Annotated in this window: 23 protein-coding genes, 1 other RNA gene and 1 pseudogene; 9 read left to right on the top strand and 16 right to left on the bottom strand. The window is 59.2% G+C overall.

What is annotated here, in order from left to right; all coding sequences use genetic code 11:
- Positions 1–166: 166 nt before the first annotated feature.
- Complete coding sequence (locus tag WMP97_RS00450) at positions 167–1,132, top strand: TDT family transporter (protein ID WP_340439605.1); 966 nt, start codon at positions 167–169, stop codon at positions 1,130–1,132.
- A gap of 64 nt (positions 1,133–1,196) precedes the next feature.
- Positions 1,197–1,577 carry a hypothetical protein gene (locus WMP97_RS00445; RefSeq protein WP_301732247.1) on the top strand — a complete coding sequence of 127 codons (381 nt, stop codon included), beginning with the start codon at positions 1,197–1,199 and terminating at the stop codon, positions 1,575–1,577.
- On the opposite strand, the gene WMP97_RS00440 is transcribed toward WMP97_RS00445, so the two are convergent.
- Genes WMP97_RS00440 through thrC form a run of 4 tightly spaced genes read right to left on the bottom strand, consistent with a single transcriptional unit; the run spans position 1,574 to position 4,552 of the window.
- Positions 1,574–2,119, bottom strand: a complete 546-nt coding sequence (locus WMP97_RS00440; RefSeq protein ID WP_239204425.1) for an NUDIX hydrolase — start codon at positions 2,117–2,119, stop codon at positions 1,574–1,576. The two genes, WMP97_RS00445 and WMP97_RS00440, sit on opposite strands and share 4 nt — an antisense overlap.
- Before the next feature lie 29 nt (positions 2,120–2,148).
- Positions 2,149–2,937, bottom strand: coding sequence for a trypsin-like serine protease (locus WMP97_RS00435; RefSeq protein ID WP_340439604.1), 789 nt, complete (start codon positions 2,935–2,937; stop codon positions 2,149–2,151).
- A 22-nt stretch (positions 2,938–2,959) separates the two neighbouring features.
- Positions 2,960–3,106 (bottom strand): hypothetical protein, encoded by a 147-nt coding sequence (locus tag WMP97_RS00430; protein ID WP_023021149.1) that lies wholly within the window; start codon positions 3,104–3,106, stop codon positions 2,960–2,962.
- Between the two features lie 3 nt (positions 3,107–3,109).
- On the bottom strand, positions 3,110–4,552 hold the full coding sequence (gene thrC, locus WMP97_RS00425; protein WP_340439603.1) for a threonine synthase: 1,443 nt from the start codon (positions 4,550–4,552) through the stop codon (positions 3,110–3,112).
- Positions 4,553–4,591: 39 nt separating this feature from the next.
- Here thrC and WMP97_RS00420 point away from each other — a divergent pair, with 39 nt between their 5' ends.
- Positions 4,592–5,899, top strand: a complete 1,308-nt coding sequence (locus WMP97_RS00420) for an MFS transporter (RefSeq protein WP_049361303.1) — start codon at positions 4,592–4,594, stop codon at positions 5,897–5,899.
- Positions 5,900–5,913: 14 nt separating this feature from the next.
- Here the strand turns inward: WMP97_RS00420 and WMP97_RS00415 are convergent, their stop codons facing one another.
- The 6 genes from WMP97_RS00415 to WMP97_RS00390 all read right to left on the bottom strand — a co-directional run bounded on the left by WMP97_RS00415 (position 5,914) and on the right by WMP97_RS00390 (position 12,312).
- Positions 5,914–6,621: an AAA family ATPase gene (locus WMP97_RS00415; RefSeq protein WP_340431793.1), complete on the bottom strand. Its 708-nt coding sequence runs from the start codon at positions 6,619–6,621 to the stop codon at positions 5,914–5,916.
- A 10-nt stretch (positions 6,622–6,631) separates the two neighbouring features.
- The gene (locus WMP97_RS00410) at positions 6,632–6,850 is read right to left on the bottom strand and encodes a hypothetical protein (protein ID WP_023021145.1); all 219 of its coding nucleotides are present in this window, start codon (positions 6,848–6,850) and stop codon (positions 6,632–6,634) included.
- 143 nt (positions 6,851–6,993) lie between these two features.
- A complete protein-coding gene (locus WMP97_RS00405) occupies positions 6,994–7,461 on the bottom strand; it encodes a hypothetical protein (RefSeq protein WP_340439602.1) in 468 nt (155 codons plus the stop codon).
- Complete coding sequence (locus tag WMP97_RS00400) at positions 7,454–7,798, bottom strand: hypothetical protein (RefSeq protein WP_239204435.1); 345 nt, start codon at positions 7,796–7,798, stop codon at positions 7,454–7,456. Before WMP97_RS00400 ends, WMP97_RS00405 begins: the two co-directional genes overlap by 8 nt.
- 97 nt (positions 7,799–7,895) lie before the next feature.
- A complete protein-coding gene (locus WMP97_RS00395; RefSeq protein ID WP_340439601.1) occupies positions 7,896–10,967 on the bottom strand; it encodes a bifunctional [glutamine synthetase] adenylyltransferase/[glutamine synthetase]-adenylyl-L-tyrosine phosphorylase in 3,072 nt (1,023 codons plus the stop codon).
- 7 nt (positions 10,968–10,974) lie between these two features.
- On the bottom strand, positions 10,975–12,312 hold the full coding sequence (locus WMP97_RS00390) for a glutamine synthetase family protein (protein WP_086587351.1): 1,338 nt from the start codon (positions 12,310–12,312) through the stop codon (positions 10,975–10,977).
- Between the two features lie 191 nt (positions 12,313–12,503).
- On the opposite strand from WMP97_RS00390, the gene WMP97_RS00385 reads away from it, so the two are divergent.
- Entirely contained in the window at positions 12,504–13,562 is a 1,059-nt protein-coding gene (locus tag WMP97_RS00385) for a DUF2786 domain-containing protein (protein ID WP_340439600.1), read from the top strand.
- A gap of 135 nt (positions 13,563–13,697) precedes the next feature.
- Complete coding sequence (locus tag WMP97_RS00380; RefSeq protein ID WP_086587349.1) at positions 13,698–15,428, top strand: CYTH and CHAD domain-containing protein; 1,731 nt, start codon at positions 13,698–13,700, stop codon at positions 15,426–15,428.
- A gap of 58 nt (positions 15,429–15,486) precedes the next feature.
- On the opposite strand, the gene WMP97_RS00375 is transcribed toward WMP97_RS00380, so the two are convergent.
- The gene (locus WMP97_RS00375; RefSeq protein WP_049361312.1) at positions 15,487–15,675 is read right to left on the bottom strand and encodes a hypothetical protein; all 189 of its coding nucleotides are present in this window, start codon (positions 15,673–15,675) and stop codon (positions 15,487–15,489) included.
- Positions 15,676–15,934: 259 nt separating this feature from the next.
- Between WMP97_RS00375 and WMP97_RS00370 the strand changes: the two genes are divergently transcribed.
- Positions 15,935–17,209: a galactokinase family protein gene (locus WMP97_RS00370; RefSeq protein ID WP_340439599.1), complete on the top strand. Its 1,275-nt coding sequence runs from the start codon at positions 15,935–15,937 to the stop codon at positions 17,207–17,209.
- A 12-nt stretch (positions 17,210–17,221) separates the two neighbouring features.
- On the opposite strand, the gene WMP97_RS00365 is transcribed toward WMP97_RS00370, so the two are convergent.
- From WMP97_RS00365 to WMP97_RS00345, 5 genes are all read right to left on the bottom strand, one after another.
- Positions 17,222–18,616 (bottom strand): ribonuclease catalytic domain-containing protein, encoded by a 1,395-nt coding sequence (locus WMP97_RS00365; RefSeq protein WP_301716661.1) that lies wholly within the window; start codon positions 18,614–18,616, stop codon positions 17,222–17,224.
- A 25-nt stretch (positions 18,617–18,641) separates the two neighbouring features.
- An RNA gene (gene rnpB / locus WMP97_RS00360) (RNase P RNA component class A) lies at positions 18,642–19,091 on the bottom strand.
- Between the two features lie 15 nt (positions 19,092–19,106).
- Positions 19,107–20,240 carry a bifunctional RNase H/acid phosphatase gene (locus WMP97_RS00355; protein WP_340439598.1) on the bottom strand — a complete coding sequence of 378 codons (1,134 nt, stop codon included), beginning with the start codon at positions 20,238–20,240 and terminating at the stop codon, positions 19,107–19,109.
- Positions 20,240–20,956, bottom strand: coding sequence for a zinc ribbon domain-containing protein (locus WMP97_RS00350; protein ID WP_340439597.1), 717 nt, complete (start codon positions 20,954–20,956; stop codon positions 20,240–20,242). The genes WMP97_RS00355 and WMP97_RS00350 overlap by 1 nt, the downstream gene beginning before the upstream one ends.
- Complete coding sequence (locus WMP97_RS00345) at positions 20,957–22,096, bottom strand: Nif3-like dinuclear metal center hexameric protein (RefSeq protein ID WP_023021133.1); 1,140 nt, start codon at positions 22,094–22,096, stop codon at positions 20,957–20,959.
- A 95-nt stretch (positions 22,097–22,191) separates the two neighbouring features.
- Between WMP97_RS00345 and WMP97_RS00340 the strand changes: the two genes are divergently transcribed.
- The 3 genes and pseudogenes from WMP97_RS00340 to WMP97_RS11795 form a co-directional block, all read left to right on the top strand.
- Positions 22,192–22,683, top strand: coding sequence for a low molecular weight protein-tyrosine-phosphatase (locus WMP97_RS00340; protein ID WP_034655439.1), 492 nt, complete (start codon positions 22,192–22,194; stop codon positions 22,681–22,683).
- 10 nt (positions 22,684–22,693) lie between these two features.
- A complete protein-coding gene (locus tag WMP97_RS00335; protein WP_340439596.1) occupies positions 22,694–23,701 on the top strand; it encodes an SURF1 family cytochrome oxidase biogenesis protein in 1,008 nt (335 codons plus the stop codon).
- 303 nt (positions 23,702–24,004) lie between these two features.
- Positions 24,005–24,082: pseudogene (locus tag WMP97_RS11795) on the top strand (IS1/IS1595 family N-terminal zinc-binding domain-containing protein); the annotation flags it as partial.
- Positions 24,083–24,207 lie beyond the last annotated feature (125 nt).

Below are 24,207 nucleotides of genomic sequence, written 5' to 3'. Positions count from 1 at the left end.
GTCTCGGGACTTGCTTTTTCTAAGCCGACCCCGCGAGATGCGATCGATGCCACAAGATGATCTAGGCTTGACCCCCGCCCCTAAATCCATACTTAGCGAGAGTTCTCACCAGCCCAAACGAGAGCAAAATTCTGATAACCCGACCGAAAGAAATTAACATGTGGGTGTGACTGATAGATTCCGCCAACTCCCAGCCCCTGGCCCCGCGTGGGGAGGCAGCCTCATGGGCACCTCCATCGTTTCGCGCCTACTCGTGGAAGAAGGCATGATGATCCTGGCCGGCATTTTTGCCGCCATTGCGTGCGTCATCTTTGTCGTCCTCACCGCGGGTTTCTTGCGCTACCGCCATCCCAGCTTCGAGCGCACCACGATGGCGGAATGGTCGATGTTTTTCATCGGAATCTTGGCGCTCGGCGCCGCGCTTTCCGGGCTCACGGACATTCCTACTTTCCGCCTCATAGGCTTTTGGATCGGTGGCCCAATTACGGTTATCACGTGGGCTATCCAGCTCACACGCTTTGATGGCGAGCCGAAGTTCACCTGGGGCCTGCCACTGGTTGGCCCCATGATTTCGGCCTCGGTTTCTGGTTGGCTGGCTCACGATTACGGCCAGTTCTACCACGTAATGGGCATGATATTTTTCTTCATGTCCCTGGTAACGGCGGTGCCGACCTTTGCTCGCGTGTACTGGGCCGCATGGCACGGGAAGGTGGATTTTACCGGCGCGAAATCAGCCACTGCCTGGGTACCACTAGGCGTGGTAGGCCAGTCCACCACGGCTATGCAGATTCTTTTCCCCGGCCCGGTATCCATTTATTACGGCCTGACTGCCCTCATCATCGCCATTCCGCTATCCATCTACGCGATGTTTACCTTCTATCCCAATGTAGCTCGGTGGGTCCCCTATTCCCCTGCCTGGTGGTCGTGCACCTTCCCGCCGGGAACCGTCAGCATGGGCGGCCACCAGCTGGCATTGGTCAATGGCTCCGAGCTTATCGACGCCATTGCGCTCACCATCCCGGTTCTCCTCACCGCACACTGGATGCTGTGCTCCACCCGCTTCCTGAGCTGGGTATGGGAAGGCAAAAAGGAAACAGGCCCTGAAGAGCCACTTATCACTACAGGCCAATAAAAGGAGCAACCGCTATGCGAGACGCCAGCTTTGAAGGTGGGAAGCGCCGCAACGGTCGCCGCTGATGTATAGTTCCTCCCCCATCACCTTCATCGCTTGGGAGTGCGCGGACCTGACTGCAGTAAGACAGGTACTCGCCGGCGTGCAGCGAAACGGCATCTATCTCTACGGCGAGCACCTGCTCTTGGAGACGTCGTGGCTGGGCCAAGGCGCACGGGACTTCTACGCCACAGCATGGCGCTGGAGTGCAGATGATTGCCCGCTTTTCTATGAGTTGGCGCGACAGGGCAAGGTCCTCATCACCATTAATACTGCGGTGATTGCCTGCGGCGATAAAGAAGACATCGCCACGGCGCGCGACTGCATTGCACAAGACCTCATCGCCGCCCGCAATCCGCAGCATCTGTGCAAGCTGCTTGCCGACGCCGCAACAAAGCCGACCTAAAGCCCTGGTTGCTCGCTGCGCTTCATCCAGCCCATACGTGGAACAAAGCCGCGGGGATGTTTCATCTGGGCTACTGCGTCAGCAATCATGAGGCGGTGGCGGCGCGAAACGCTATCGGGAAGCTTCGCCACCGAGAACCAATCCGCCTCGGTATTTTCTTCATCACTGATGACCGGCTCTGCGCCCTCTGCTACCGATACACGCAGCGCCGTTCCCATGAAGGTGCACTCATCGCCATTGGGATAGGTCACTGGGCCGGTTTGCCCTACGCCCAAAAGCGCTTCCACCTTGGCCTCGAGTCCGACTTCTTCTTTGACCTCTCGCAGCGCAGTGGTGGTAATTTCCTCGCCCGGCTCACAGATTCCTTCCACCGGTGTCCACACACCATTATCGGAGCGTTTGACTAGGAGCACGGAAGGAACCTCCCACAATGCGGCATCTGCGGGTACATCGCGGAGGAGAATGGCGCTACAGGCCGGCACGAAGATCTGATCGTGACCAATCTTTTCGCGCAGCTGAACAATGAAATCTGGAGTCGGCATGCCACCTAGGGTAGACCAGTGCCGCCGATCTAGGCCATCGGGCCCAACACCTTTTTGGCAAGCCGTTGAATATCGGTAGCCAAGGTGAAAGTCAGCTCCATATCCGTCTGTGTGTTCTCGCAGGAGCGCCCTTCTTCGAGAGATTGCGTCGTCCCAGAGACCACGCCCACGATGGTCTGTTTGCCTTCTACCTCGCCATAGACCGGCCCGCCCGAATCGCCATTGGTACTGCACACATGTGCCCGTGCAGCAAGCGAATCCCACTGGCGGTCCTGCCAGGTAAGCTGCGCAATTTCCGCATCATGGGATAGCGATCCACACGTCTCATTAGTAACCACGCCCAGCTTGCACACCTTCTGTGGCAGATGAGCCAGCGAGGTGGCGACGGTATTGTCCACTTCCCCGGGGACATAGTAATCAGCACTGCTGGTGATTTCGATAAAAGCTACGTCGAGGTCATAACTCTTTTCGGCGTAGATATCAGAATAAATGACCTCACCAATGGGCTCGGCGGGATATTTGAACTCACCGTCGGCAGAGCCAGCCCAGACCTTATCGTGAGGTTTGCCGCAATGGCCGGCGGTAACGGCGATGGTGCGGGCGTCGGCAAGCGTAAATGACCATGCCGCCGTACAAGAGTGGTACTGGAAATAAGCACCCGGCTGCGGGTCATCGCCGGAGAGCTCAAGAGCCGTGCCCGGCGCGATAGGCGCCACGGCCGGGGAATAGACCTCATTAGGAATGAGGTTTTTATAAGACAGGGCAGAAAAACTTGGTTCTTCCCCACCCCGAATCGGGCTGCAGGCCGCGAGGAGCACGGCCGTGCAGACTGCACCAACGCTAGTTGCTATCCGCGCCCGCATCCCCGGCGTCGTCCTTAGCGTCTTCATCCTTAGCCATCTCCGCCTGGGCCTTGAGATCGCGGATGAACTTTTCTGGGTCAAACTCGGTGTAGTGTTCCGGGCCGGCAAAATTTTCTAGGGCCATGAGCTAAACCTCCGTTTTCTGAATCGACGTGGTGATGTAATCCTTGACCACCGCAGCATCATTGGGCAAGTCCTTAACATGCCGCTCAGTATCGAGAATGCCAGCAAAACGCTCAGGCGGCTCGGGGGCAGAGCCAATGGCCTCTGTGATGGTCTCTGCAAACTTCACCGGCAGTGCAGTCTCCAAGCATACGATGGGCGTCTCCAAGCCTTCGCGCTGCGCCCCGCGGGCGACCTTAATGCCATCGGCTGTGTGCGGATCCACCAGGTAGTTGAAACGCTCGTGCACGTCTTTGATGGTGGCGAGGCGATCGGCGTGGGTGGAGGAGCCGGATAGGAATCCGTACTCTTGACCGGCGGCGGCGATCTTCTCTTGGTTGAGGCTGAAACCGCCCTCTTTGACCTTCGTGCCAAAAAGCTCCGCTGCTTGGGCTGCATCGCGGCCGAGCAAGTCGAACACAAACCGCTCAAAATTAGAGGCACGCGAGATATCCATCGACGGCGAAGACGTAGCCACGGTTTCTGCGGCAGGGCGCGGACGGTAGTTTCCTGTGCGGAAAAACTCATCTAGCACGTCATTTTCATTGGTAGCCACGATGAGGCGATCGATGGGAAGCCCCATCTGGCGGGCGATGTGGCCGGCGCAGATATCGCCAAAGTTGCCGGTAGGAACGCTGAAGGAAACCTTCTGCTCGGCATTGTCGGTGACCTTCAGCCAGCAGGAGATGTAGTAGACCACCTGGGCCATAAGCCGCGCCCAGTTAATGGAATTTACCGCACCGATACGGTAGGTGGACTTAAAGTCGGCATCTCCCGAGACCGCCTTGACCACATCCTGGCAATCATCAAAGACGCCATCAAGGGCGATATTGAAGATATTCGGGTCATCCAGGCCAAACATCTGTGCCTGCTGGAAGGCCGTCATGCGGCCGGCCGGGGTGAGCATAAAAACGCGAATGCCCTGGCGACCTCGCATCGCATACTCTGCTGAAGAACCCGTATCACCAGAGGTGGCGCCCAAAATATTCAGCGTCTCGCCGCGGCGGGCGAGCTCATATTCAAAAAGCTCCCCCAAAAGCTGCATGGCCATGTCTTTAAATGCCGCAGTAGGTCCTTCAGAAAGGTGCCCGATAAAAAGGCCCTCTCCCAGTTCGGTAACGGGGACGATCTCTGGGTCTGCAAACTTGGGGCTGGTATAGGCCCGGGCAGCGATATCCTCGATATCTTGCGCCGGAATATCGTCAATGAAAAGCTTGAGCACCTCGGCCGCGAGTGCCGCATAGCCTTCATCCGCAAGGAGCGTGCGCCATGAATTTAAAGTGGCGAAATCCAACTGCGGGTAGCTCTCTGGCAGGTACAAACCTCCATCGGGGGCAAGCCCGCCAAGGAGAATATCCGTAAAAGATGCGGGCTGACGGGCGGTATCGCGGGTCGAAATATACTTCACACAAAAGAATCTTAGTAGTTAAGGCGTAAGGTATCAGCCATGTCGCAGCCGAATCCCAGAGAAGTCATTACCACTCAAGCTTTAGGCATTTGGGTGGCCGCCATGGCGGTCTACCTCGTAGCGATTACTGGCCGTACCTCTTTTGGCGTGGCCGGCTTGGACGCTATTGAGCGCTTCGATGTTGATGCCGGCCGTATCGCGGTCTTTACCTCCGTGCAGCTGGGCGTGTATGCCCTAGCCCAAATTCCTACCGGCATATTGATCGATAAATTTGGCCCACGCCTGCTCCTGGTAGTCGGCGCCGTCATCATGGGCATCGGTCAGGTTGTGCTGGGTTTTACCACGAGCTACGGCGTAGCCATCGCTGCCCGCATACTTATTGGCGCGGGCGATGCCACGGCGTTTCTCTCCGTGATGCGCATCCTTCCCTATTGGTTCCCGCTGCACCGCACGCCTATGTTTACCCAGGTGACCTCGTCGCTCGGGCAAATGGGCCAATTCATCTCCGCAGTGCCTTTCTTGTGGTTGCTGGGCGCAGCCGGCTGGACCGCCGCCTTCGTTACCCTTGGTGCGGTGGGCATTCTCGTGGCCATCGCCGCGATTGTAGCGGTGGCAGATTCACCGGAAAAGCTGGGCATTATCCCCACGGAAAAAGAACCGCCCAACTCTCAGGCCACCAGCATCCCGGCGCGCCTGAAGAAAGTATTCCGCTCCCCAGTGGCATGGCAGGCCTACTTCATTCACTACATCGGTATGCTCCCGCTCATCGTCTTTGTCATGCTCTGGGGAATGCCCATGATGACCCAAGGAATGGAGCTATCCAAGGCGAAGTCCAGCCTGGTGCTTACCTTGTTGGCGGTATTTTTGGTCCTCGTCGGCCCATTGCACGGCAAGATTTCCTCCCGCGCACAGCATATTCGCCCGTGGCTCAGCCTGGGTTTTGTAGCGGTCCACGTTCTGACCTGGCTCATTTTCTTTACCTTCGGCACCGACAGTGGTCTGGCCGCGATTTTGGTGGTGTCCTTCGTTACCGCGCTCTGCACGCCGACGGCTAACTATGGCTTCGATATCGTGCGCGAGCGCATGGATCGATCCGTGGTGGCCACTGCTACGGGCCTGGGCAATATGGGCGGGTTTACCTCCGGCATGCTGGGCGCTCAGCTCTTCGGCATGGTGCTGGACCATTCCTCTGCTGCCCCTAACTACTCCATGCCGGATTTCACTGCAGCCTCCGCGGCGGTGCTAGCCGTGTGGGTGGTCGGCATGATTGGTGTGGTAGTCACCCACTTCCTGCGGCGCCGCGCTGGCGAGGATGGGCCTTCTGTTACCATCGTGGAGGTTTCTTAAAGGCCAGAGCTTGGTTACTCGGGGTTGACAATAAAGCGGATGGTTCCTTCAGGATCCGCTAAAAGCTCACGGGTAGCCGCCACGGCTTCCGCCTCATCGAAGGCGATGCGTTCAAAGCCAGTATCGTTTAGTTCCACAATGTCTGCCCCCGGGCAGGCCAAAAGAATTGGCGAGTGCGTGGCGATGATTATCTGCGCGCCGCGGTCAACCGCTTGGGCTATTTCCCCCACTAGGGCCAGCTGCCGGATAACGGAAAGTCCCGATTCTGGCTCATCAAGGACATATACGCCTTGGCCATTGATGTGCTCATAGAGCATGTCGAAGACGGATTGTCCGTGCGAGCGGCGAGATAAATCTACATTCTGGGACAAGGTGGAGCGGCCTGCGCGTTCGTCTGATGAATCTCCGCGTGCAATCAGATACTCGTGTTTTTCAGCGCGTAGGAAATAGGCGCGTTGGATGACTTTATCCGTGACGCAGCGAATGGGGCTGCGGGGAACGATTTCATCGGGATCGTCCATCCGTCCGCCTTCGGGAGAGCAGCCCAAATCACTGGCCACACCGGCGAGCAAACTAGATTTACCAATGCCGTTTTCCCCCACGAAGACGGTTACCGGCCTCCGCAGCTTAAAGCTTCCTAGGTCGGCCAAGTAATCGAAAACCGGCAGCTTTGCCCTGTAGTCATCGGGCTTAAATTTCAGGCTTAGGGCATCAATCAGCATGGCCTCTAGACTAATTCAGCTCATCCAATATGCGCAGCGCGTCTTCACGTGTAGCTTCCGCACCAAAGTTTTTCAGGTGGCCAGCCAGTTCACCAGTGGGAAGTGATTGGGCGATGGTATCGGCCGGCACGGTATTGACGGCATAGGCCACTCCTACCCCACCGGTGATGGGGATGGCGATGGCGGCGATTACTCCCACCGCGGTCGATAGCGTGGACTTGAAAGTCATAGTCTCCTCCAAAGGCTTCGGCACCGAGCACTATGCTCGTTACCAATTTGTGATGTTTTACCTTAGGAAGAGTTACTGCCAAGGCCATGCCGCCCGGCTGCGGGTTGCCTGAATTTTCATCCCCAATTCGCAGTTAAGCCCGGCTAGTTCGCCGGGTAACTTTCTGCGACGATGCCGTCGCTAGCCGGCATTACAAGTCCTCGTTCAAAGGCCACGAGGACCGCCTTTTCATCAGATTCACTGATGTCACCGGCTTCCACTGCACTGCTCAGCTCGCGCTCAAGGTACACGCGCACATCAGACTTACCGTTTTCGGTCTGGGTAATATCTCGCGGGACGGAGTTTAGGGGAATGCCCAATGCCTTAGCCAGGGAGGTCACCCGGTTAGCATCGGTGGAATTATCGTCCCTAATGGCACCATTGACCTGCGCAGGAACGTCTTCTTGGACTACGCCACCGGCCACGGCCTCGCCCACGGTCATTGTCCCTTTGGGTGGATTGTCGCGGTTGGTTGCCCATACCCCTACTGCGATGGCCACGATGACGGCCACGGCCACAAAGACCCATAGATAGATGAGTTTGCGGCGGTGTACCCCACTGATTTTAGCCATGGAAACCAGCGCCATCGCTAAAAGAACCGTAGTCATTGCCGCGCGGGTTTTCGCCGCGATCATTGAGGGCATCAATGATGGAGCGAATGGTGGCCTCCCCTATGCGGTCGGCGCGGCCCCATGAGCGAGGGGTTTGGCGGGAATTTTGCGGCGTTGATTCCGGGCTCGGCGGTGTGGGCTTGTGCTCCCGAGGCGTGGAGACCTCAATGGTCACTGTGGTGCCATCAAGGTGGAGGGCGTCGCCGTCGCGCACGCCCGCGGCACGCGCAGCGGAAAGCAATGCGGATAGCTCGCCCACCGTAGCGTTATTCACATCAAGTTGCAGCTTAAAAGACATAACTAGCCAGTCCTTCCTCTTTCCCATCCCACTCTAGAGTCCGGCAGTGCAAAAAGTAAGGCCGCAGTGCTCACACCGGGGATTTTCAAGGGCAACTCTAAGAATGCTCGAAGGATTCCTCCTCGCCCCAAAAGACTTCATCGACTACCTTGCGGGCATGCCGGGTTAGTTTCAAATAGTGTTCCAAAAACTCCTGGTTATCTTCCGGTGCCCATCCGGCGGCACCGGCTACTTGGGCCAGCTGCGGGCCAGGTCCAGGCAGTTGGTCCACGCGCTTGCCGCGCACAAGCACTAGCGCATTGCGGGCGTCGGTAGCCATAAGCCAGGCTTCGCGAAGGTCAGATACCTGCCCGGCGGAAAGGATAGCGGTTTCTTCCAAAGCATCAAGCACGCGCAGCGTAGACGGATCATGGAGCTCGGCGTACTCGTGGGCATGCATCATCGTCAGTAGCTGAACGGTCCATTCAATATCGGTTAGCGCACCGCGACCAAGCTTGGTGTGAGTATTGCGGTCCGCGCCGCGCGGTAGGCGCTCATTGTCCACACGTGCCTTCATGCGCCGAATATCGCGAATGGTAGATGCGCTGGCGCCACCTTCTGGATAGCGGAAGCTATCCACCATGGACATAAAGCGCTCGCCTACCTCTTTATCCCCAGCAACGAAGGCCGCGCGCAACAAAGCCTGCAGTTCCCAGGACTCGCCCCATTCGCGGTAGTAACGCTCATAGGAGGAGATAGTGCGCGCCACCGCACCGGAGCGACCTTCGGGACGCAGGCCTAAGTCGACATCCAGTGGCGGGTCTCCCGAGGGTTTAGACAAGCGGCGCCGGAGCTTATCGACGATCCCGATGGCCCACTTCACTGCCTCCCCTTCTGCAGCAGAGTCAGCATCCTGTTCGGCGGGTTCTGCGACCACGAGCACGTCCGCATCTGAACCGAAGCCCAGCTCCATGCCTCCCAGCCGGCCCATGCCAATGACCGCAATGCGCGCTGGTGGCTCCGCATCCTCGTTGGCTAGGCGCCATGCCCGCACCTCGGCGCGAAGGGCAGCTTCCAGCACGGCATCCCAAATGGTAGATAGCTCATAACACACCTGCTTGACCGGCATAAAGCCCAGCAAATCCGCACTAGCAATGCGGGCAAGCTCTACCCGGCGCAGCGAGCGAGCCACCGCCACCGCCTTATCTGGGTCGGCGTGGCGCTTGCTGGAATTAACCAGTGCTTTGGAGACCTGGTCGGGCTTGGTTTCCAGTAGCTTGGGGCCAGTGGCGCCGTCGGAAAGCTGCTTTAGCGAATCCGGCGCGCTAATAATCAGATCCGAGGTAAACGGTGACGTGCCCAGGATGTGCATGAGCCGCTGGCCCACAATTCCTTCATCGCGCAGCATGCGCAAGAACCACGACCTATCTTTCGCAGCCTCGGAAAGTTTGCGATAGTTCAGCAGGCCCATGTCTGGGTCTGCGGTATCGGAAAGCCATTCCATCAAGGTGGGCAGCAATATCGCCTGGATGCGCGCTTTGCGTGAGGTTCCTGCCGCCAGAGAAGTCAGGTGCTCAAAGGCGCGGTCCGGGTGGTTATACCCCAGCGCGGCCAGCTGCAGCTTGGCCGCCTCGGGCGAGAGCTTCAGCTCATCGGCAGACATGGTGACCACAGAATTAAGAAGCGGCCGATAAAACAGGCGCGAATGCAGCTCGGAGATGCGCAGGCGAATCCGGCGCAGGTGCGAAAGCATGCGCTCGGCTGCGGATTGAGTGCCCTGCGGATAAAAACCGGCGATGCGTGCTAGCCACTTCATCCCGTCTTCATCATCACTTTCCGGCAGCGTGTGCGTTCGCCGGAAGCGCTCCAATTGCAATCGGTGCTCAAGCAAGCGTAAAAACTCATAGGCTTCAATGAGCTGGGTGCCGTCCTCACGTCCGACGTACCCTGCCGAAACCAATGCCTCCAGCGCATCCACTGTGGATAATGCGCGAAGCGTTTCATCGGAACGCCCGTGCACCAATTGCAAGAGCTGGACTGCAAATTCAATATCACGCAGGCCACCCACGCCCAGCTTCAGCTCGCGATGTTTTAGTTCTGCAGGAACATTAGCCAGCACGCGGCGGCGCATGGCCTGGACGTCTTCCACAAAGGAGTCGCGCTGGGAGGCCGTCCACACCATCGGGCGAATCTGATCCAGATAGTCCTGGCCCAGTGGTAGGTAACCGGTCATCGCGCGCGCTTTCAGGAGCGCCTGGAATTCCCATGTCTCCGCCCACCGCTTGTAGTAGGCAACGTGCGATTCCAAAGTGCGCACCAAAGCACCCGATTTTCCTTCCGGGCGTAAGTTCGCATCCACCTCGAAGAAGGTGGTGGATCCAATGCGATTGAACTCCGCTGCCAAGCGCATGGCCCGCGGGGTTGCCTCACTGCCGACGAAAATGACATCCACATCAGAGATATAGTTCAGCTCCCCCGCGCCGCACTTTCCCATCGCCATGACTGCTAGTTGCGCGTCTACAGGCTCGTCCCCGTAGATGGTGCGCACAGCGCAGGCGAGGGAGGCGGTTAAGGCAGCGTCGGCAAGCGCGGTGGTCAGCGCCGTAATCTGGCGGAATCCTACCTCCGGCTGGGGTGTGGTCTGGCCCTTGCGTGCATGGAAGGTACCGGCCACATCGCAAGCGGCAATGCGCATCATTAACGTGCGGTAGGTGGTGCGCAGCGCCTGCTTATGCTCTCCCTCGCCGGCGCGGTAGGTGCCCGGCGCGCCAAGATCCTCTCGCGCCGGATCGGGCCGGTCAATATCCTGAGCAAACTCCGCGGGCCGGGCGTCGACGGCGCCGAGCAGGCTCTGCAGCATCTCTTCGGGCTGCGGGAGGGGCTTTTCTAGTTCTCGCCACAGCTCAGGATTTGCCGCGAGGTGATCGCCAAAGGCGGTCGATGCACCCAGTAGGGCAAAAAGGCGCACGCGCACCGTTTCATCGGTGCGCACAGCCTCATCAAGCTCTGGGACTTGCTCATAAATGCGGATCAGATTGTTGAGGGCCAAGTCTGGATCCCCCACGGCCGCAAGGGTCCACAAAAGATTGACCGATTCTGGATTATTCCAGCCCAGCTGCTCAATATCCGAAGCAGCATGCGGGTGGGTAAGGCCAAGCGTGGCCGGTGAAGGCACAGCAGCAGGACGCATTATTCTCCTAGAAATTCAGGTTATTGCGCAGCTCAAAGGTGGTGATCTGGCTTTGATAGCGATGCCACTCATCCCACTTGGAGCGCAGGAAGAACTCAAAGACGTGCTCGCCCAACACCTCCGCCATGAACTCAGATTTTTCAAACTCGCGCAAAGCCTGATCCAGGCTGGTGGGCAGATCCTTATATCCCATTGCCCGGCGTTCGCGGCGGGTGAGCTGGTGGACATCGTCCTCAGCTGGATCATCGAGTTCGTAGCCTTCCCGAATTCCTCGCAAACCGGCTGCCAAAAGCACCGCATAACCCAAGTACGGGTTCATGGAGGCATCAATGGAACGAATTTCTACCCGGCGGGAATCTTCCTTAGTAAGCCGGTAGGTGGGCACGCGGACCAACGCAGAGCGATTAGACACGCCCCAGGTTGCTGAACCCGGTGCCTCGTTGCCAAACATCAGGCGCTTATAGGAATTTGTCCACTGATTAACAATGGCGGACATCTCCGTGGAGTGTTCCAGGATTCCGGCGATGAACTGTCGGCCAGTCTGCGACAAGGAAAATTCATCGTCCGGATCGTGGAAGGCATTAGATTGGCCTTCAAAAAGGCTCAAGTGGGTGTGCATGCCAGAGCCTGGCAGATGCTCGAAAGGCTTGGGCATGAAGGTGGCGCGCACGTTGGAGTTGGTTGCCACCTGTTTGATTACGTGCCGGAAAGTCATGATGCTATCAGCCATGGTCAGCACGTCCGCATGGCGCAGATCAATTTCTTGCTGCCCCGGTGCGGTTTCGTGATGGCTAAACTCCGTGGCAATTCCCAGTGATTCCAGCGCCAGCATCGCCTTCCTACGGAAAAGCGGGGCGGTATCATGCGTAGCTTGGTCGAAATAACCACCATTATCGGTCGGTACCAAGTCCGTGAGTTCGCGGCCACGCTCAAAAAGGTAGAACTCGATTTCTGGTGAGGCCATGCAGGTAAATCCATCATTGGCGGCCTCGGTGACCTGGCGGCGCAGGATATGGCGCGGATCCACCATGGAGGGCTGGCCGTCCGGCTGCGCGATATCGCAGAACATGCGGGCCGATTGGAGGTCCGGCTCATCCATATCAAAGGGCAGAATCTGGAAGGTGGAGGGATCTGGCAACGCGATGGTGTCAGACTCAGAGATACGGGAGAACCCTTCCACGGAAGAACCATCAAAGCCAACACCTTCTTCAAAGGCCGATTCCAGCTCGGATGGGCTCATGACCACGGATTTAAGGGCGCCCAAAATATCCGTAAACCACAGGCGGATAAAGCGGATATCGCGTTCCTCAACGGTTCGCAGGACAAATTCGTGTTGGCTATTCATGCCTTAGACCTTACCGGCTCACCTCCGAGGGATGTGCAGTTCATGCGACAGTTTTTCCAGGGTGAAATGCGCAGGTCGCAAGAGTATCTAGGGGGTATCAAGCGGGGCTTTTCCTTCACGGGCCAACTGATGTGCATGCTTTGCTGAGGAAGCAAGCGAACACACGTACACCTCTTAAAGGACGAAGTTTTATGACCACCCACTGCGATGACCTTTCTACTCACGTAATCGAATGCCTCATCACCGCCGCGCAACATGGTTGGGCACCGGCGGATTTAGAGCACGTCTTAGGCCCGCATGCTTACCCCATTATCTACCGTGCTAGCCCCCATGTGCCGGCACGAATTACCTCCCCTGCCTTACGCAAGGCTTGGCTACAAATGGCACCGCCGGACGAAAATTTCATTCCGCGCGATAAGCTGCGCGCCGTTATGAAAGAGCTAATTCACCTGCCTAGGCTGCGCGATACTGAACTTTTGGCCTCTGGCGAATCCTTGCGAGAAGACGGGCTTAGCGATAAACAACGCAAAATTCGCGCAAAGGTCCTAGGCCTTTTACGCAAGGCTGAGTCCACTAGTTTTGAAGACGAGGCCGAGGTTCTGATTTCTAAGGCGCAGTCCTTGCAACAGAAGTATCGCATCGAGGATCTACTTACTTCCGAGCTCCCCAATCTCATTTCCCACCGCGTGCACATCCACCCGCCCTATATCAAGCACCAGGCTTCCCTGCTCAGCACCATTTCTGACGCCAATGGATGCACCACGCTCCTCATCCATGACAAAGGCCTAGCCTGTGTGATTGGTGCTCCTGCCGACGCCGCCCATTGCGCCGACCTCTTTGCCTCCCTCAACCGCCAATGCGACTGGTTTATGCGTAACGGCGATGGCGCGGAAATCGCCCGCGCTACCAATTCCACTGCCGCATATCGCCGCAGCTTCCGCCTGTCTTATGCCGCCCGCATCGGTGAATTGCTCACCCAAGCTAATGAGGACGGAATTGCTGAAAACCTGCGTGAGTCTCAGTATTGCTCTCACCATGCAGAGGCTGTAGCCACCCAAACCCTTCCCGCTTTGCAAGCACGCACCGATCACGCCATCGATACCCGCAACCGCCTCTTCCCCAATCTCACAGAGATGTCGCTATCAATGAACAGTCTGCACGGCATCAACGATGGCATTGCCGCTGCCGATAAATCTCACTTGGGAGGTGACGCCTCAGGGCTCGGTTCAGTTCCAGAAATTACACGGTAATTTCCCCTGTTTGATACGGTTCCTGGCCCCCGTTCCCTGCTAGCGAACGGGGGCAGAGTATGGCACCGTAACGAGGTCATTACAGGTAAGATCACCGATGAGATTGATTAGGTCTAGAAAGTAGAAGGTACGTGAATGTCTACACAGTCTTTTCTCGAAGTTGAAGCGAAATTCTCCGTAGCCGAGTCCACTCAGCTCCCTGAACTGACCCGCCTTGAGGGAGTTGACCACGTCGCAGACACGCGCCACCACGCACTTTCGGCCATCTACTACGACACTGAAGACCTCCGCCTCACCCACGCTAAGGTCACCCTCCGCCGCCGCACCGGAGGAAATGATGATGGCTGGCATATCAAGATCCCTAGCGAGGCTGGCCGTACCGAAATCCACGCAGAATTGGGAGAGCCTGTCGATGGCCGCTATGAAGTTCCTAGCGAGCTGCTCCATCAGGTTCGCTCCATTGTCCGCCACAACGAGCTCACCCCAATTGCTCAGGTAGACAACAAGCGCACCGAGATGGTCTTGGCAGATGCCGATAATAAGCCAGTGGCAGAGTTTTGCGATGACCATGTCACCGCCTTTTCCTTCCTTCCCGGCGGCGAGCAACAGTCGTGGCGCGAATGGGAAGTAGAGCTCGCAGGTGAGCTACCTGGTACCGAGGAAGGAACGCAGTTCATTCGCCGTGCTACCTCTCTTCTCATCGGTGCCGGTGCACGCGTATCTTCTTCCCCATCCAAGCTGAAATCGGCCTTGGGTGATTCTTATGCCAACGCCCCGCTTCCCCCGGCCCTGGTATCGCCGGACGTGGACCCGGATTCCCCTGCCGCCGCCGTGATCACCGCACTGCAAGCTAACCGCGACAAGCTGGTTGATTATGATCCACGTGTTCGCCGCGATGAGTGGGACTCGGTGCATCAGATGCGTGTAGCTACCCGCGAGCTGCGCAGCCACCTTCAGACCTTCCATGGCATCGTGGTCGGACCAGAAATCGAAAAAATTGAAGCCGATCTGAAGGAGCTCGCTGGCATTTTGGGGGTTGCTCGCGATGCGGAGGTTGTTGAAGAGCGCTGGCAGAAGCTGTTGGAGTCCGAAGATTCTGACACCTTGGATGATTCCACCCGCGAGCACATTGCGCAGGATATGGGCACCGCCTACCGCCGTGCGCACCGTCGCGTTATCGCCGCCCTTGATTCCGAGCGTTACCTCGAGCTGCTAGAGTCGCTCGACCGCTTGCTCGCGGATCCGCCAACGGCCGATAAGCAACAAGAATCCGCTCCGGTAAATGATGATGCGGAGCAGACGGAAGAACAGTCCTCTACGGAGGAAGGCGCTGCTTCTTCCGAGTCCCGCGAGGATAACGCGGCTGCTGCAGAGAAGGCCAAAAAGAAGCCAGAGAAGAAGTCCAAGGACAAGTCCGCGGACATGGACACTGTGATGGCGCAGCACCTTGAAAAGGCCTATAACAAGCTGGTCAAGCGCCATAAGAAGGCCGTAGAGAATTGGGATAACCCGGAGCTGTCCCTGCACGAGCGCGAGGACTATTTCCACGATATGCGTAAGGCTGCAAAGAAGCTGCGTTATGCAGCAGAAGCAGCTGGTTCTGCCACCAACCTTAAGACCAAGCGTCTCTATAAGGCCTGCAAGCAGATGCAGTCGGTGCTCGGTGATTTCCAAGATTCCGTGACCTCGCGCGATAAGCTGCTCGAACTGGCAGATTCCGCTCGCCGCCGTGGCGAAAATACCTTTGGCTATGGCCTGCTCTATCAACGCGAGCGCACCATCGGGCTGAAGGCGCTGGATGATTACGCCGAGTCTTTCAAAGACATCAAGGCGGCGTTTAAGCCGCTGCGTAAGAAACTAAAGTAGCCGCGCTTCCCAGGCAGTTACCGGGAAACACGGCGTAGAAAAGATGGCTGGAGGTTATTTACTTCCAGTCATCTTCTTTGTCTGCGGCATCTGCCGCATCGTTGCGGGCGTGGGCAATTTCGATAGCGTTTTCTGCTTCTTCACGGGTGTCATACGGGCCCATTCGGTTTTCCCAGCCAGAGGTCTTGCCTTGGCTGACTTCCTTGGTGGCTGGATCGAAGAACCACTTCTGGTCTGCATCGCTCATAAAACTATCCTCTCAGTCGTAGCGCCAGCGGCACCGGCTGATCGCTGCCGCTGGTATGGTTTGTGTCCACACTACCCACGCCGTCTAAGCGATGCCCGCTAGAATGTGGGGCAGCACATTTCTTTTATACGATTCCATGTCGTATTCCCCGCCGCCGCACCAAAAGGTGGCGGGCATTCGTTGCTTTAAGCGCACCGCCGCGTGCGAGTGGCAACGAAGACTACTGGTCCCAGAACCTGGAAAAGGAGCTTTAGCACCCATGCCACTGTGGTCAACGCCTGCAGAGCCTGTAGCCGAGCGCGCCGCCCAAGCACATACTGATCTCACGGGCAGCGCTCCAACTCATACCGCTAGCGCGCCGGCAACGTGGTCCCTTATTGGTGAACACATTGACCACTTCGGCGGCATTGTTGCCATGTGCGTGGACAAGCTACGCGCCGCTGCGGCAGTAAGCTCGCGCACCGATGGCGTGGTAACGGTACATTTCCACCCGGCAGAAGGTGAGCCTGCCCATGATTCGATAAGCCTGCAAGCGCTCGCAGAGCTGGCAACAGCGCAACAACCCACCACAGATGCAGAGGGCCAGCCAATCATTCCGCCGGCTCCAGAGGGAGGGCTGGCTGCCCGCGTGGGTGGCATTGTCCACACGATGATTAACCGCCAGTTGCTCTCTCGTGAGACAGCCGGCGCGGATATCACTATCGCCTCCGATATTCCGGAAGGTGCTGGTTTGGGTGCGGATGCCGCTGCGGACGTCGCGGTAGCGCTGGCACTCATGGGGGCGGATGCGGACCTGGATGCGCCGCTAAGGGCTCGGGTGGCAGATGTATGCACCCAGGCCGTTACTACCTTTGGTGCGCGGCCGCCTTTGCGTGCCCGCCATAGCGCGGCTCTGCGCAGCACGGGTGAGGGCGTATGCATCATGGATTACGCCGACGGTTCTGTCACCCACGCCCCGCGCCTTGTAGGTCGCGAGATAGCTGCCTTCGCGGTGGCGGTGCCGGAATATTTTTCCGCGCAGGAAGAAAAGGCCATCGCCGATATCCGCCAGCGGGAGCGCTTTATTGATGATGCCTGCCATTCCTTTGGCACCGATTCGCTGCGCTTGCTTCCAGACGCCCAACAGCGCGTCCTCGATTGGCTCAAGGCCGTCCACAAGGTCTACGGCGAGGAGGGCCACCCGAGCATCAGCGCCGCCACCGAGTGGATGGCCTTTTATGAGGAAGAAACCCAGCGGGTAGAAAAGTTCACCCGCTTCCTGCGCTCGCATCGCGGCGCGGAGCTCTTCCCCATCCTTTTGCAGTCACAGTCCTCCCTGGCCAATATCTACGGCTTGGACTCGGCAGAAAAACTCGCCGAGCTAGTCACGGTCCGCGGTGCCGTAGCGGGGCGTTCGGCACACGCGGGCACATCGAACGCAGTTATTGCCTACGTCCCGGCGAAGAGCGCGCATAATTTTGCGGCCGACTTGGCAGACGATGGCCTGCTCGTAGTCGAATTACAGCCGGGCGAGGCCGCACGCGGCGAGAGCTAGTAGCCTCACCAGCTAGTCAGCAGGCCACGCAAAGAGTACCTCGCGCGAATCGGTATCCGCTGTCACCAGCGAGACTGTGGTTTCGCTGCCGGTTTCTGGCGCGCCTACAGATTGAGCGAAGACGGGTGGCTCCGGCACAAAAATCCGAGCTTTGTCCCGCTTTGCATCGCCGCTTACGACGGTGGCCGGGAAATTAGTGCCGAGCCAGGGGCGCAGCACGGTGGCCTCGGTGAGGTTGAGGCAGGCCTTATCCACTTGGGAGGCAAGCTGCGAGGTAGAACGCATTGCGCCAATGACCTCCGTGGCGCGCTCCCCCACCCAGCCGGGGACCTCGTAATCGCCGCAGAGGGCTAGGCAGACCTCGGTTGCAAACCTATCGGACAGGCGCCGCAGCGGCGCGGTCACGTGTGCGTAGTAGCCGCCTATCCCGGCATGCACCTGCGCTTCCTGTTCTCCAAGCCACGCATAATCGGCGCCTCGCAGGAGGCTTTGGGCCTCGCGCATGACTGCCATGCCGCGTGGGGAATCGGCGTCGACGGTGAGGAGAAACTGGGGAATGGGGGCATCGCCAAGCGCAAAGCCCAGGGCTTGGGCCTCGGCGCGAAATTGGCGCTCGTGCTCCGGTTCGGCGGCGGGCAAAGTACGCAGAAAACCCACGCCCGCTTCCTGCATGAGGCGTCCCGCGCACATGCCGGCAAGCAGAGAGATCTCCGAGTTATAGTCCATGACCTCATAGCGAGGCTCGATAATGAGCTCAAAGGTGCCATCAGAATTTTCCACTACGCGCTGGGAGGGCAGGCGCAAGGAAATGGCCTCGCGGCGCAAGGAGGACTCCTGGCGCAATCGTCCCACCTCCGGCAGCAATGCAATAGACGGGTGCAGGTTACCGGCCGCCAAGTCCGCGTGCGCGCCCTCATAGTCCAGGCGGGCCTGGGAGTAGATGAGCGCGCGCTCGACGTGGAAAGACTCCACCTCACCGGCGTCATCTAGATCAAAGGTCCACAGCACGGCCGGTTTATCGGTTTTAGGCAGCAGTGAGGCACGGTCTTCGGAAAGCTCGGGCGGGTGCAGGCGAGCTGGCGCATCGGGAAGATAAATAGTCTGGCCGCGGCGGAAGGACTCGCGCTCCAGCTCGCTGCCGGGCTCAATAAAGGCGGCGACATCCGCAATGGCATAAAAGACGCGGTAGCCACCATCGCGCCTTTCCAGGTAAACCGCCTGATCCAAGTCCATGGAGCCGGCGGGATCGAGGGTTACGAAGGGAATATCGCGGGCGTCGCGGCGCGAGTCGGCATACCGGTCTTGCGCGTGGGCGGCCTGGTGAGTGACCGCAGCCGGAAAATCGGTGGCTACCGAAAATTCTGCGGCAATGGCGCGGAAATCGAGCGGGGCGGCGTAGAGCTTCATGTCCACCACCATAAACGTCTTGGGGCGAATGAGTCGGCCTATAAGCCGGATTCTGTCTAATCGCGGCACTCCCAAGGGAGCACCGTGCGGTGAACATCCATCTAGACCAACCGTTGCCAGTTGGTTCCAGCAGCTACCTTCAGGCTCGAGCGAGCAGCCTTAAAACGCCTGATCGGGCCCCGCAACGTGGCGGGGCCGTGATGCCTTGCTCCCGGTGGGGTTTACCCAGCCACCGCCATCACTGACGGTGCTGGTGCGCTCTTAACGCACCGTTTCACCCTTACCTTGTTGCTCCAACTTGGGCCGAAGCTCAAGCGGAGGCACAAGGCGGTCTACTTTCTGTTGCACTTGCCCGCGGGTTTCCCCGGGTTGCCGTTAGCAACCACCGTGCTCTATGGAGTCCGGACTTTCCTCGGCGCCCACGCGGCAGCAGCGCGCTGCCCGTATGAAGCGACGCGATCACCCGGCCGGCTCATTCGCGTTCCTTATTCTAGCGCAGGCCTGCCAGGTGGCCCACATCGTTAAATCCGTGCACCATAGAGCCGCCTTCCCAGAATTCCACCTGGGAAATGGCAGCCAGGTCTAAAAAGAGATGACCAAAGGTAGCCGGCCCGGCATCAAGCGCCTGGCGGATAAAGGACTTAATCGGATTGACGTGGCTTACTACCAGCACGGTTTTGCCCGCAAAGCGCTCTTGTAGCTCCTTGCGGGTAGTGCGCACGCGGCGGTTTAGCGCCTGCAGCGATTCCCCGCCCGGACAGGCGACGCTCGCGTCATGCAGCCATTCCTCGTGCAGTTCCGGATCGCGCTGGTGGGCCTCGGCGGCAGTCTTGCCTTCCCATGCGCCGAAGTCCACCTCGATGAGTCCTTCCACGGTCTCTACCTCGATATCGCGGCCATTGGCCACGGCCGCCGCTGTCTCTTGGCAGCGGCGCAGGGGCGAGCAGACGATGGCATCAAAGTGGGCGTCGGCAAGCGCTTGGGCTGCAGCCAGCGCCTGCTTTTGCCCGAGCTGCGTAAGCCCCGGGTTGGCGCGCCCGGAGTACTGCTTAGCGGCCGACATGTCCGTCTGCCCGTGGCGCAGCAGGATAAAGCGAGTGGTAGGTCCGCGGTCCCCAAGCCAATCGGTGGGATGCGGCGCGGTGGTGTCGTGTTCCGTAGCCTGTGCCGGTTCGGCAGTATCTTCCTCCCCGGCAACGATGCCTTCAGGATGTCCGGCGGCCGCGGCGTCCATGGCGTCATTGGATAGGGCGTCTGCCACCTTATTCTTAGCGCGCGGCACCCAGTCCAAGCTGAAGGAATAAAAGCCGTTGATGTAGTCGCGGGCGCGCAGGGCCAGCTTCTGCATGTCCGGGTGCTTTATCTTCCAGCGGCCGTTGATTTGCTCTACCACCAGCTTGGAATCCATGTGGAACTCCACTTCGGTAGCGCCCATTTCGGTGGCGGCTTCCAGGCCGCGCAATAAGCCGTTGTACTCAGCGACGTTATTGGTGGACTTGGTACCTACTACGTAGACGATTTCGCGCAGGATGCGCTGCCCGCTGCCGTCATAAATAACGGTGCCGGAACCGGCCACACCAGGGTTGCCGCGGGAGCCGCCATCGGCATAGATAATGACCTTCATTAGACCAAACGCACCAGGTAGGAGCCGCAATCGCCGCACTGCGGCATTTCATCGGCCGGGGCATTGCGCACCGCGTTTTGCTCCGCCGGCGGCAGGACAATGAAGCAGCCGCCACAAGCGCGGTTGGCCTTGAACTGGGCGGCGCCCACGCCGTTTTCCTCGCGCTGGGTATCGTACTCGCTCAGTACCCCGGCAGGCAGCTGATGGCGCAACTCGCCGATGCGCACGGCCGGGTCTTCCTGGTTGGCAGCCGCCTCCTGTGCCGCCTCGGCCGCGCGACGCAGCTTTTCCAGCTTGCGCTCGGACTCAGAAACGCGCGCACCGTGCACGTCCAGGTTAGAACGCAGCGCGTGCACCTCATTATGTGCTTCTTGTAGCTCGCTCATGAGATCTGCGATGCGGGACTTGGCGGCGTAGAGATCGTGCTCTAGGTCCTTGCGCGTTTCTGGATCTACGGCAGCACCTAGCTGGCGCTTATCATCGCGCTCGCGCTGGCGCAGCTTGCGCTCATCGGCCTGGATGCGCAAGATTTCGGTCTCCATGTCATCGACGGCCATCTGCGCGGAGCCGGATGCATCCAGTAGGCGCTTGTGTTCTTCTTTAGCCTTGTCATACTCGGCTTGTTCCGGGATTTCCTTCTTCGCGCCATGGCCCTGCGAGCGTTCCAGGTTGGCCAGCTCCAGCAATACCGGCTGTAGTTCTTGCGATAGTTTCACTTATGACTCCTTTGGGTGCGCAGAGATAGTCCACGGGTCGGTGCGCAGGCTGATAATTTCCGTATCCAGTTCTAAAGCATTCTCTACGATATCGCGCGCCTGGGCCGTCCACGGAAATTCGCTGGCCCAGTGGGCGGTATCGATGACGGCCGGCCCGCCGGCACGCAAGTGCTCATCCACCGGGTGGTGGCGCAGATCCGACGTGACATACACGTCTACGCCTAGCTTCGCGGCCGCGGAGAGGAAGGAATCTCCCGAGCCGGAAGAAACCGCGACGGTGCGCACCTTTTGTTCCGGATCCCCGGCGGCGCGGATGCCCCAGGCGGTCTCCGGCAGGGCATTAGCCACCTGCTGGGTAAATTCGCGCAGGGTCATCTCCTGTGGCAGCTCTCCTACGCGTCCGAGGCCGAGCGCCTTATCCAGGTCTTGGTGGCCAGCGGTTTCCGTAATGTCATAGGCCGGTACTTCATAAGGGTGCGCGGCGTGCAGGGCCTGCAACAAGGCGGAGCGAAGCGCGGCCGGCGCGACAAACTCGACGCGGATTTCCTCGCCGCGGTGCAGGGCGCCAATTTCTCCCTCCGCCGGGTCTGCTCCCTCTTCCGGCTGGAATTGGCCCGTGCCGGCGATATCGAAGGAGCAGTGAGAGTAGGCGCCGATGTGGCCCGCGCCGGCGTCGAAAAGCGCCTGCTTCACCTCCTCGGCCGCGGCAACCGGCACGTGCACGCCCCACTTATCCACGCCCTGGGGCTCCGGCACGATGGGCCGGCCTGGGTTAATGCCCACCAGCTCCGCGAGCTTGTCGTTGACGCCCGGCCGCGCCTTATCGGCATTGGTATGGGCCGCAAAAAGCGCAACACCATTGCTCAGCAGCGTGTGTATGACCTTGCCCTTGGGCGTATCGGCCGCCACGGACTCCACCCCGCGCAAGAGCAATGGATGGTGGACCACGAGCATATCCGCGCCGAGTTCAACCGCCCGCTCCGCTACCGCTTGGGTGCAGTCCAAGGCAAAAGCCACGCGCTTGACCTCCGCGGTCGGATCACCGCAGATAAGCCCCACGGCGTCCCACTTTTCCGCCAGGTGCGGCGGGTAGGCCTCATCGAGTACGCGGCGGACATCGCCCACGCTCACAGCGGACATGGAGGTACTCCTTTATGCTCGTTTCATGGAATAGTTACTACTGCTATATCCTATCTTCCGCACCACAGTACTATTCGCGCGAAGGGGTTTTCCGCATGACCGAATCCGCTGCCCGCTCCGGCCTCTACCTCGTCTTTGTTTGCACCGGAAATATCTGCCGCTCCCCCATGGCAGAAATCATCGCGCGCGATGAGATGGAAAAGGACATGCTTGACCTTGTCGCCACCGTGGACTCCTGCGGCCTCGGCGGCTGGCATGTGGGCCAAGGAGCAGATCCGCGCGCCATTGCCGAGCTGCGCCGCGGCGGCCACGATGGCGGTTCCCACCGCGCGGCCAAGCTGGGGCCCGAGCACATGGATGCTGATCTCTTCATCGCCATGGACAAAGGCCACCGCGACGCCCTTATTGAGCGCAGCATCGACCCGGACAAGATCCGCTTGATGCGCAGCTTCGATCCCAACTCCCCGGAAGACGCGGACGTAGCAGACCCGTATTACGGTTCTGCCGCCGATTTCGAAACCACCCGCAACAATATCGAGGCCGCCGTACCTGGCCTGCTGGATTGGATTCGCGCTCACCACGACTAAACTAGGCCCCATGCTAAAGACGTTCCTTAAGCCAGGTTGGGTTCTACTGCTGCTGTTCGTCGTGGCCTTTTCCTACCTCGCTTTTACCGTCCTTGCCCCGTGGCAACTGGGCAAGGACGATGACATCGTGGAACGCAACGAGCTCATCACCCACGCCTATGAGGCTGACCCCCAGCCGGTGGAAGACCTCGTGGATGGCAACGGCGCCATCCAGGACGATGAGTGGTCCCGTGCCACCCTCCACGGCCATTACCTACCGCAGGATGAAGTGCTGCTGCGCCTGCGCCCGGTCGATTCCGGTCCGTCCTACCAATCTCTGGTTCCCTTCCACACCGATTCCGGCCTGACCATCCTGGTTAACCGCGGCTGGGTCAAGGCCGGCGAGGCCAACGCCGTGCCGGATATTCCCGCCGCCCCTTCTGGCGAAACGACTTTGACCGGAATGATCCGCGCCGATGAGGCTCAGCACCAGTCCGCCCCCATTAAGCAGGAGGGCTACCAGCAGGTCTACTCCATCCATACGGAGCAGGTTGCCTCGCTTATCGACGCCCCCTTGGCCCACGACTACATCCAACTCTCCGCCGACCAGCCCGGCGTGCTCAACGCCATGCCTATCCCGCAGCTCGACCGCGGCAACCACCTCTCCTACGGCTACCAGTGGATTGCCTTCGGCATCATGGCCCCGCTGGGTTTGGGCTACTTCGTATGGTCCGAAATCCGTGAGCGCCGCCGCCTGCGCGAGGAGGAAGAGGCCTTGGCCGCCCTCGATGCCGATGCCTCAACCCCATCCGAGCCCGAGGACGCCTCCGCTTCAGGCTCCGCACCCGTAAAAGCCCCGTCCCCTGCGACCTCCCAGCACGATGTCCACGCGGTCACTGACGACGCCACCGATGCCGCCACGGCCGTTCCCGCCGCGTCCTCCTCGCATGCCGCCGGCCGCCGCAATCGCTCGCGCTACGGCGACTCCAAACCAGATCACTACGCCAAGCTAAACAAGCGCCGCCGCGAGCGCTACTAGCCACTCTCTGCCTAGGCCTTTGCCTGAACATCCGCCTAGGCCCCAAGGAACAGCCACGTTAATGCGTTATGCCCTCTCCTCTTGGGGCATAACGCGTCCACAAGTTGGCTCTCGAGGCCTTGCCCCCCCTCAACCCTGCCAGGATATGCGACGGAAAGTTCGTCTGTGCGGGTGGGGTCCACGCAGATGAAGGGGGGTAAAACTGGGGCGTTTATAATCTTCAAAGCGATATAAACGTCCCCGGAACGGTCAATCCACGTTCCAATGCAGAGTCTGTGGTAGGCGTGCGCGTTGTCTTAGTGGATGAAGAAAAACGGCACAACAACCAAAGGTACAACTCGATGGCGTTGCACCTCACCGATGTGCGGGGCATTGACGACGGGACCTAGCCCCCGTTAGGTAGACACATGTCACGACCGTGCAATAATCTGCGCGACGACAAGCTATACCCTCAACACGCGTCGGAGTATTTGTTGACTTAAGGATTAAGAATTCCTGCCTCGTGG

This window comes from Corynebacterium sp. KPL4072 (assembly GCF_037908395.1).
Taxonomy (GTDB): Bacteria; Actinomycetota; Actinomycetes; order Mycobacteriales; family Mycobacteriaceae; genus Corynebacterium; species Corynebacterium kefirresidentii.
The sequence above is the reverse complement of the archived record's forward strand: the minus strand, read 5'-3'. Positions and strand labels throughout refer to the sequence as shown.

Excerpts from the sequence above, each read along its gene's own strand:
- WMP97_RS00445 (WP_301732247.1), top strand. The coding sequence starts at position 1,197 with ATGTATAGTTCCTCCCCCATCACCTTCATCGCTTGGGAGTGCGCGGAC.
- WMP97_RS00440 (WP_239204425.1), bottom strand. The coding sequence starts at position 2,119 with ATGCCGACTCCAGATTTCATTGTTCAGCTGCGCGAAAAGATTGGTCAC.
- WMP97_RS00430 (WP_023021149.1), bottom strand. The coding sequence starts at position 3,106 with ATGGCCCTAGAAAATTTTGCCGGCCCGGAACACTACACCGAGTTTGAC.
- WMP97_RS00420 (WP_049361303.1), top strand. The coding sequence starts at position 4,592 with ATGTCGCAGCCGAATCCCAGAGAAGTCATTACCACTCAAGCTTTAGGC.
- WMP97_RS00415 (WP_340431793.1), bottom strand. The coding sequence starts at position 6,621 with ATGCTGATTGATGCCCTAAGCCTGAAATTTAAGCCCGATGACTACAGG.
- WMP97_RS00410 (WP_023021145.1), bottom strand. The coding sequence starts at position 6,850 with ATGACTTTCAAGTCCACGCTATCGACCGCGGTGGGAGTAATCGCCGCC.
- WMP97_RS00405 (WP_340439602.1), bottom strand. The coding sequence starts at position 7,461 with ATGGCTAAAATCAGTGGGGTACACCGCCGCAAACTCATCTATCTATGG.
- WMP97_RS00400 (WP_239204435.1), bottom strand. The coding sequence starts at position 7,798 with ATGTCTTTTAAGCTGCAACTTGATGTGAATAACGCTACGGTGGGCGAG.
- WMP97_RS00395 (WP_340439601.1), bottom strand. The coding sequence starts at position 10,967 with ATGCGTCCTGCTGCTGTGCCTTCACCGGCCACGCTTGGCCTTACCCAC.
- WMP97_RS00390 (WP_086587351.1), bottom strand. The coding sequence starts at position 12,312 with ATGAATAGCCAACACGAATTTGTCCTGCGAACCGTTGAGGAACGCGAT.
- WMP97_RS00385 (WP_340439600.1), top strand. The coding sequence starts at position 12,504 with ATGACCACCCACTGCGATGACCTTTCTACTCACGTAATCGAATGCCTC.
- WMP97_RS00380 (WP_086587349.1), top strand. The coding sequence starts at position 13,698 with ATGTCTACACAGTCTTTTCTCGAAGTTGAAGCGAAATTCTCCGTAGCC.
- WMP97_RS00375 (WP_049361312.1), bottom strand. The coding sequence starts at position 15,675 with ATGAGCGATGCAGACCAGAAGTGGTTCTTCGATCCAGCCACCAAGGAA.
- WMP97_RS00370 (WP_340439599.1), top strand. The coding sequence starts at position 15,935 with ATGCCACTGTGGTCAACGCCTGCAGAGCCTGTAGCCGAGCGCGCCGCC.
- WMP97_RS00365 (WP_301716661.1), bottom strand. The coding sequence starts at position 18,616 with ATGAAGCTCTACGCCGCCCCGCTCGATTTCCGCGCCATTGCCGCAGAA.
- WMP97_RS00355 (WP_340439598.1), bottom strand. The coding sequence starts at position 20,240 with ATGAAGGTCATTATCTATGCCGATGGCGGCTCCCGCGGCAACCCTGGT.
- WMP97_RS00345 (WP_023021133.1), bottom strand. The coding sequence starts at position 22,096 with ATGTCCGCTGTGAGCGTGGGCGATGTCCGCCGCGTACTCGATGAGGCC.
- WMP97_RS00340 (WP_034655439.1), top strand. The coding sequence starts at position 22,192 with ATGACCGAATCCGCTGCCCGCTCCGGCCTCTACCTCGTCTTTGTTTGC.
- WMP97_RS00335 (WP_340439596.1), top strand. The coding sequence starts at position 22,694 with ATGCTAAAGACGTTCCTTAAGCCAGGTTGGGTTCTACTGCTGCTGTTC.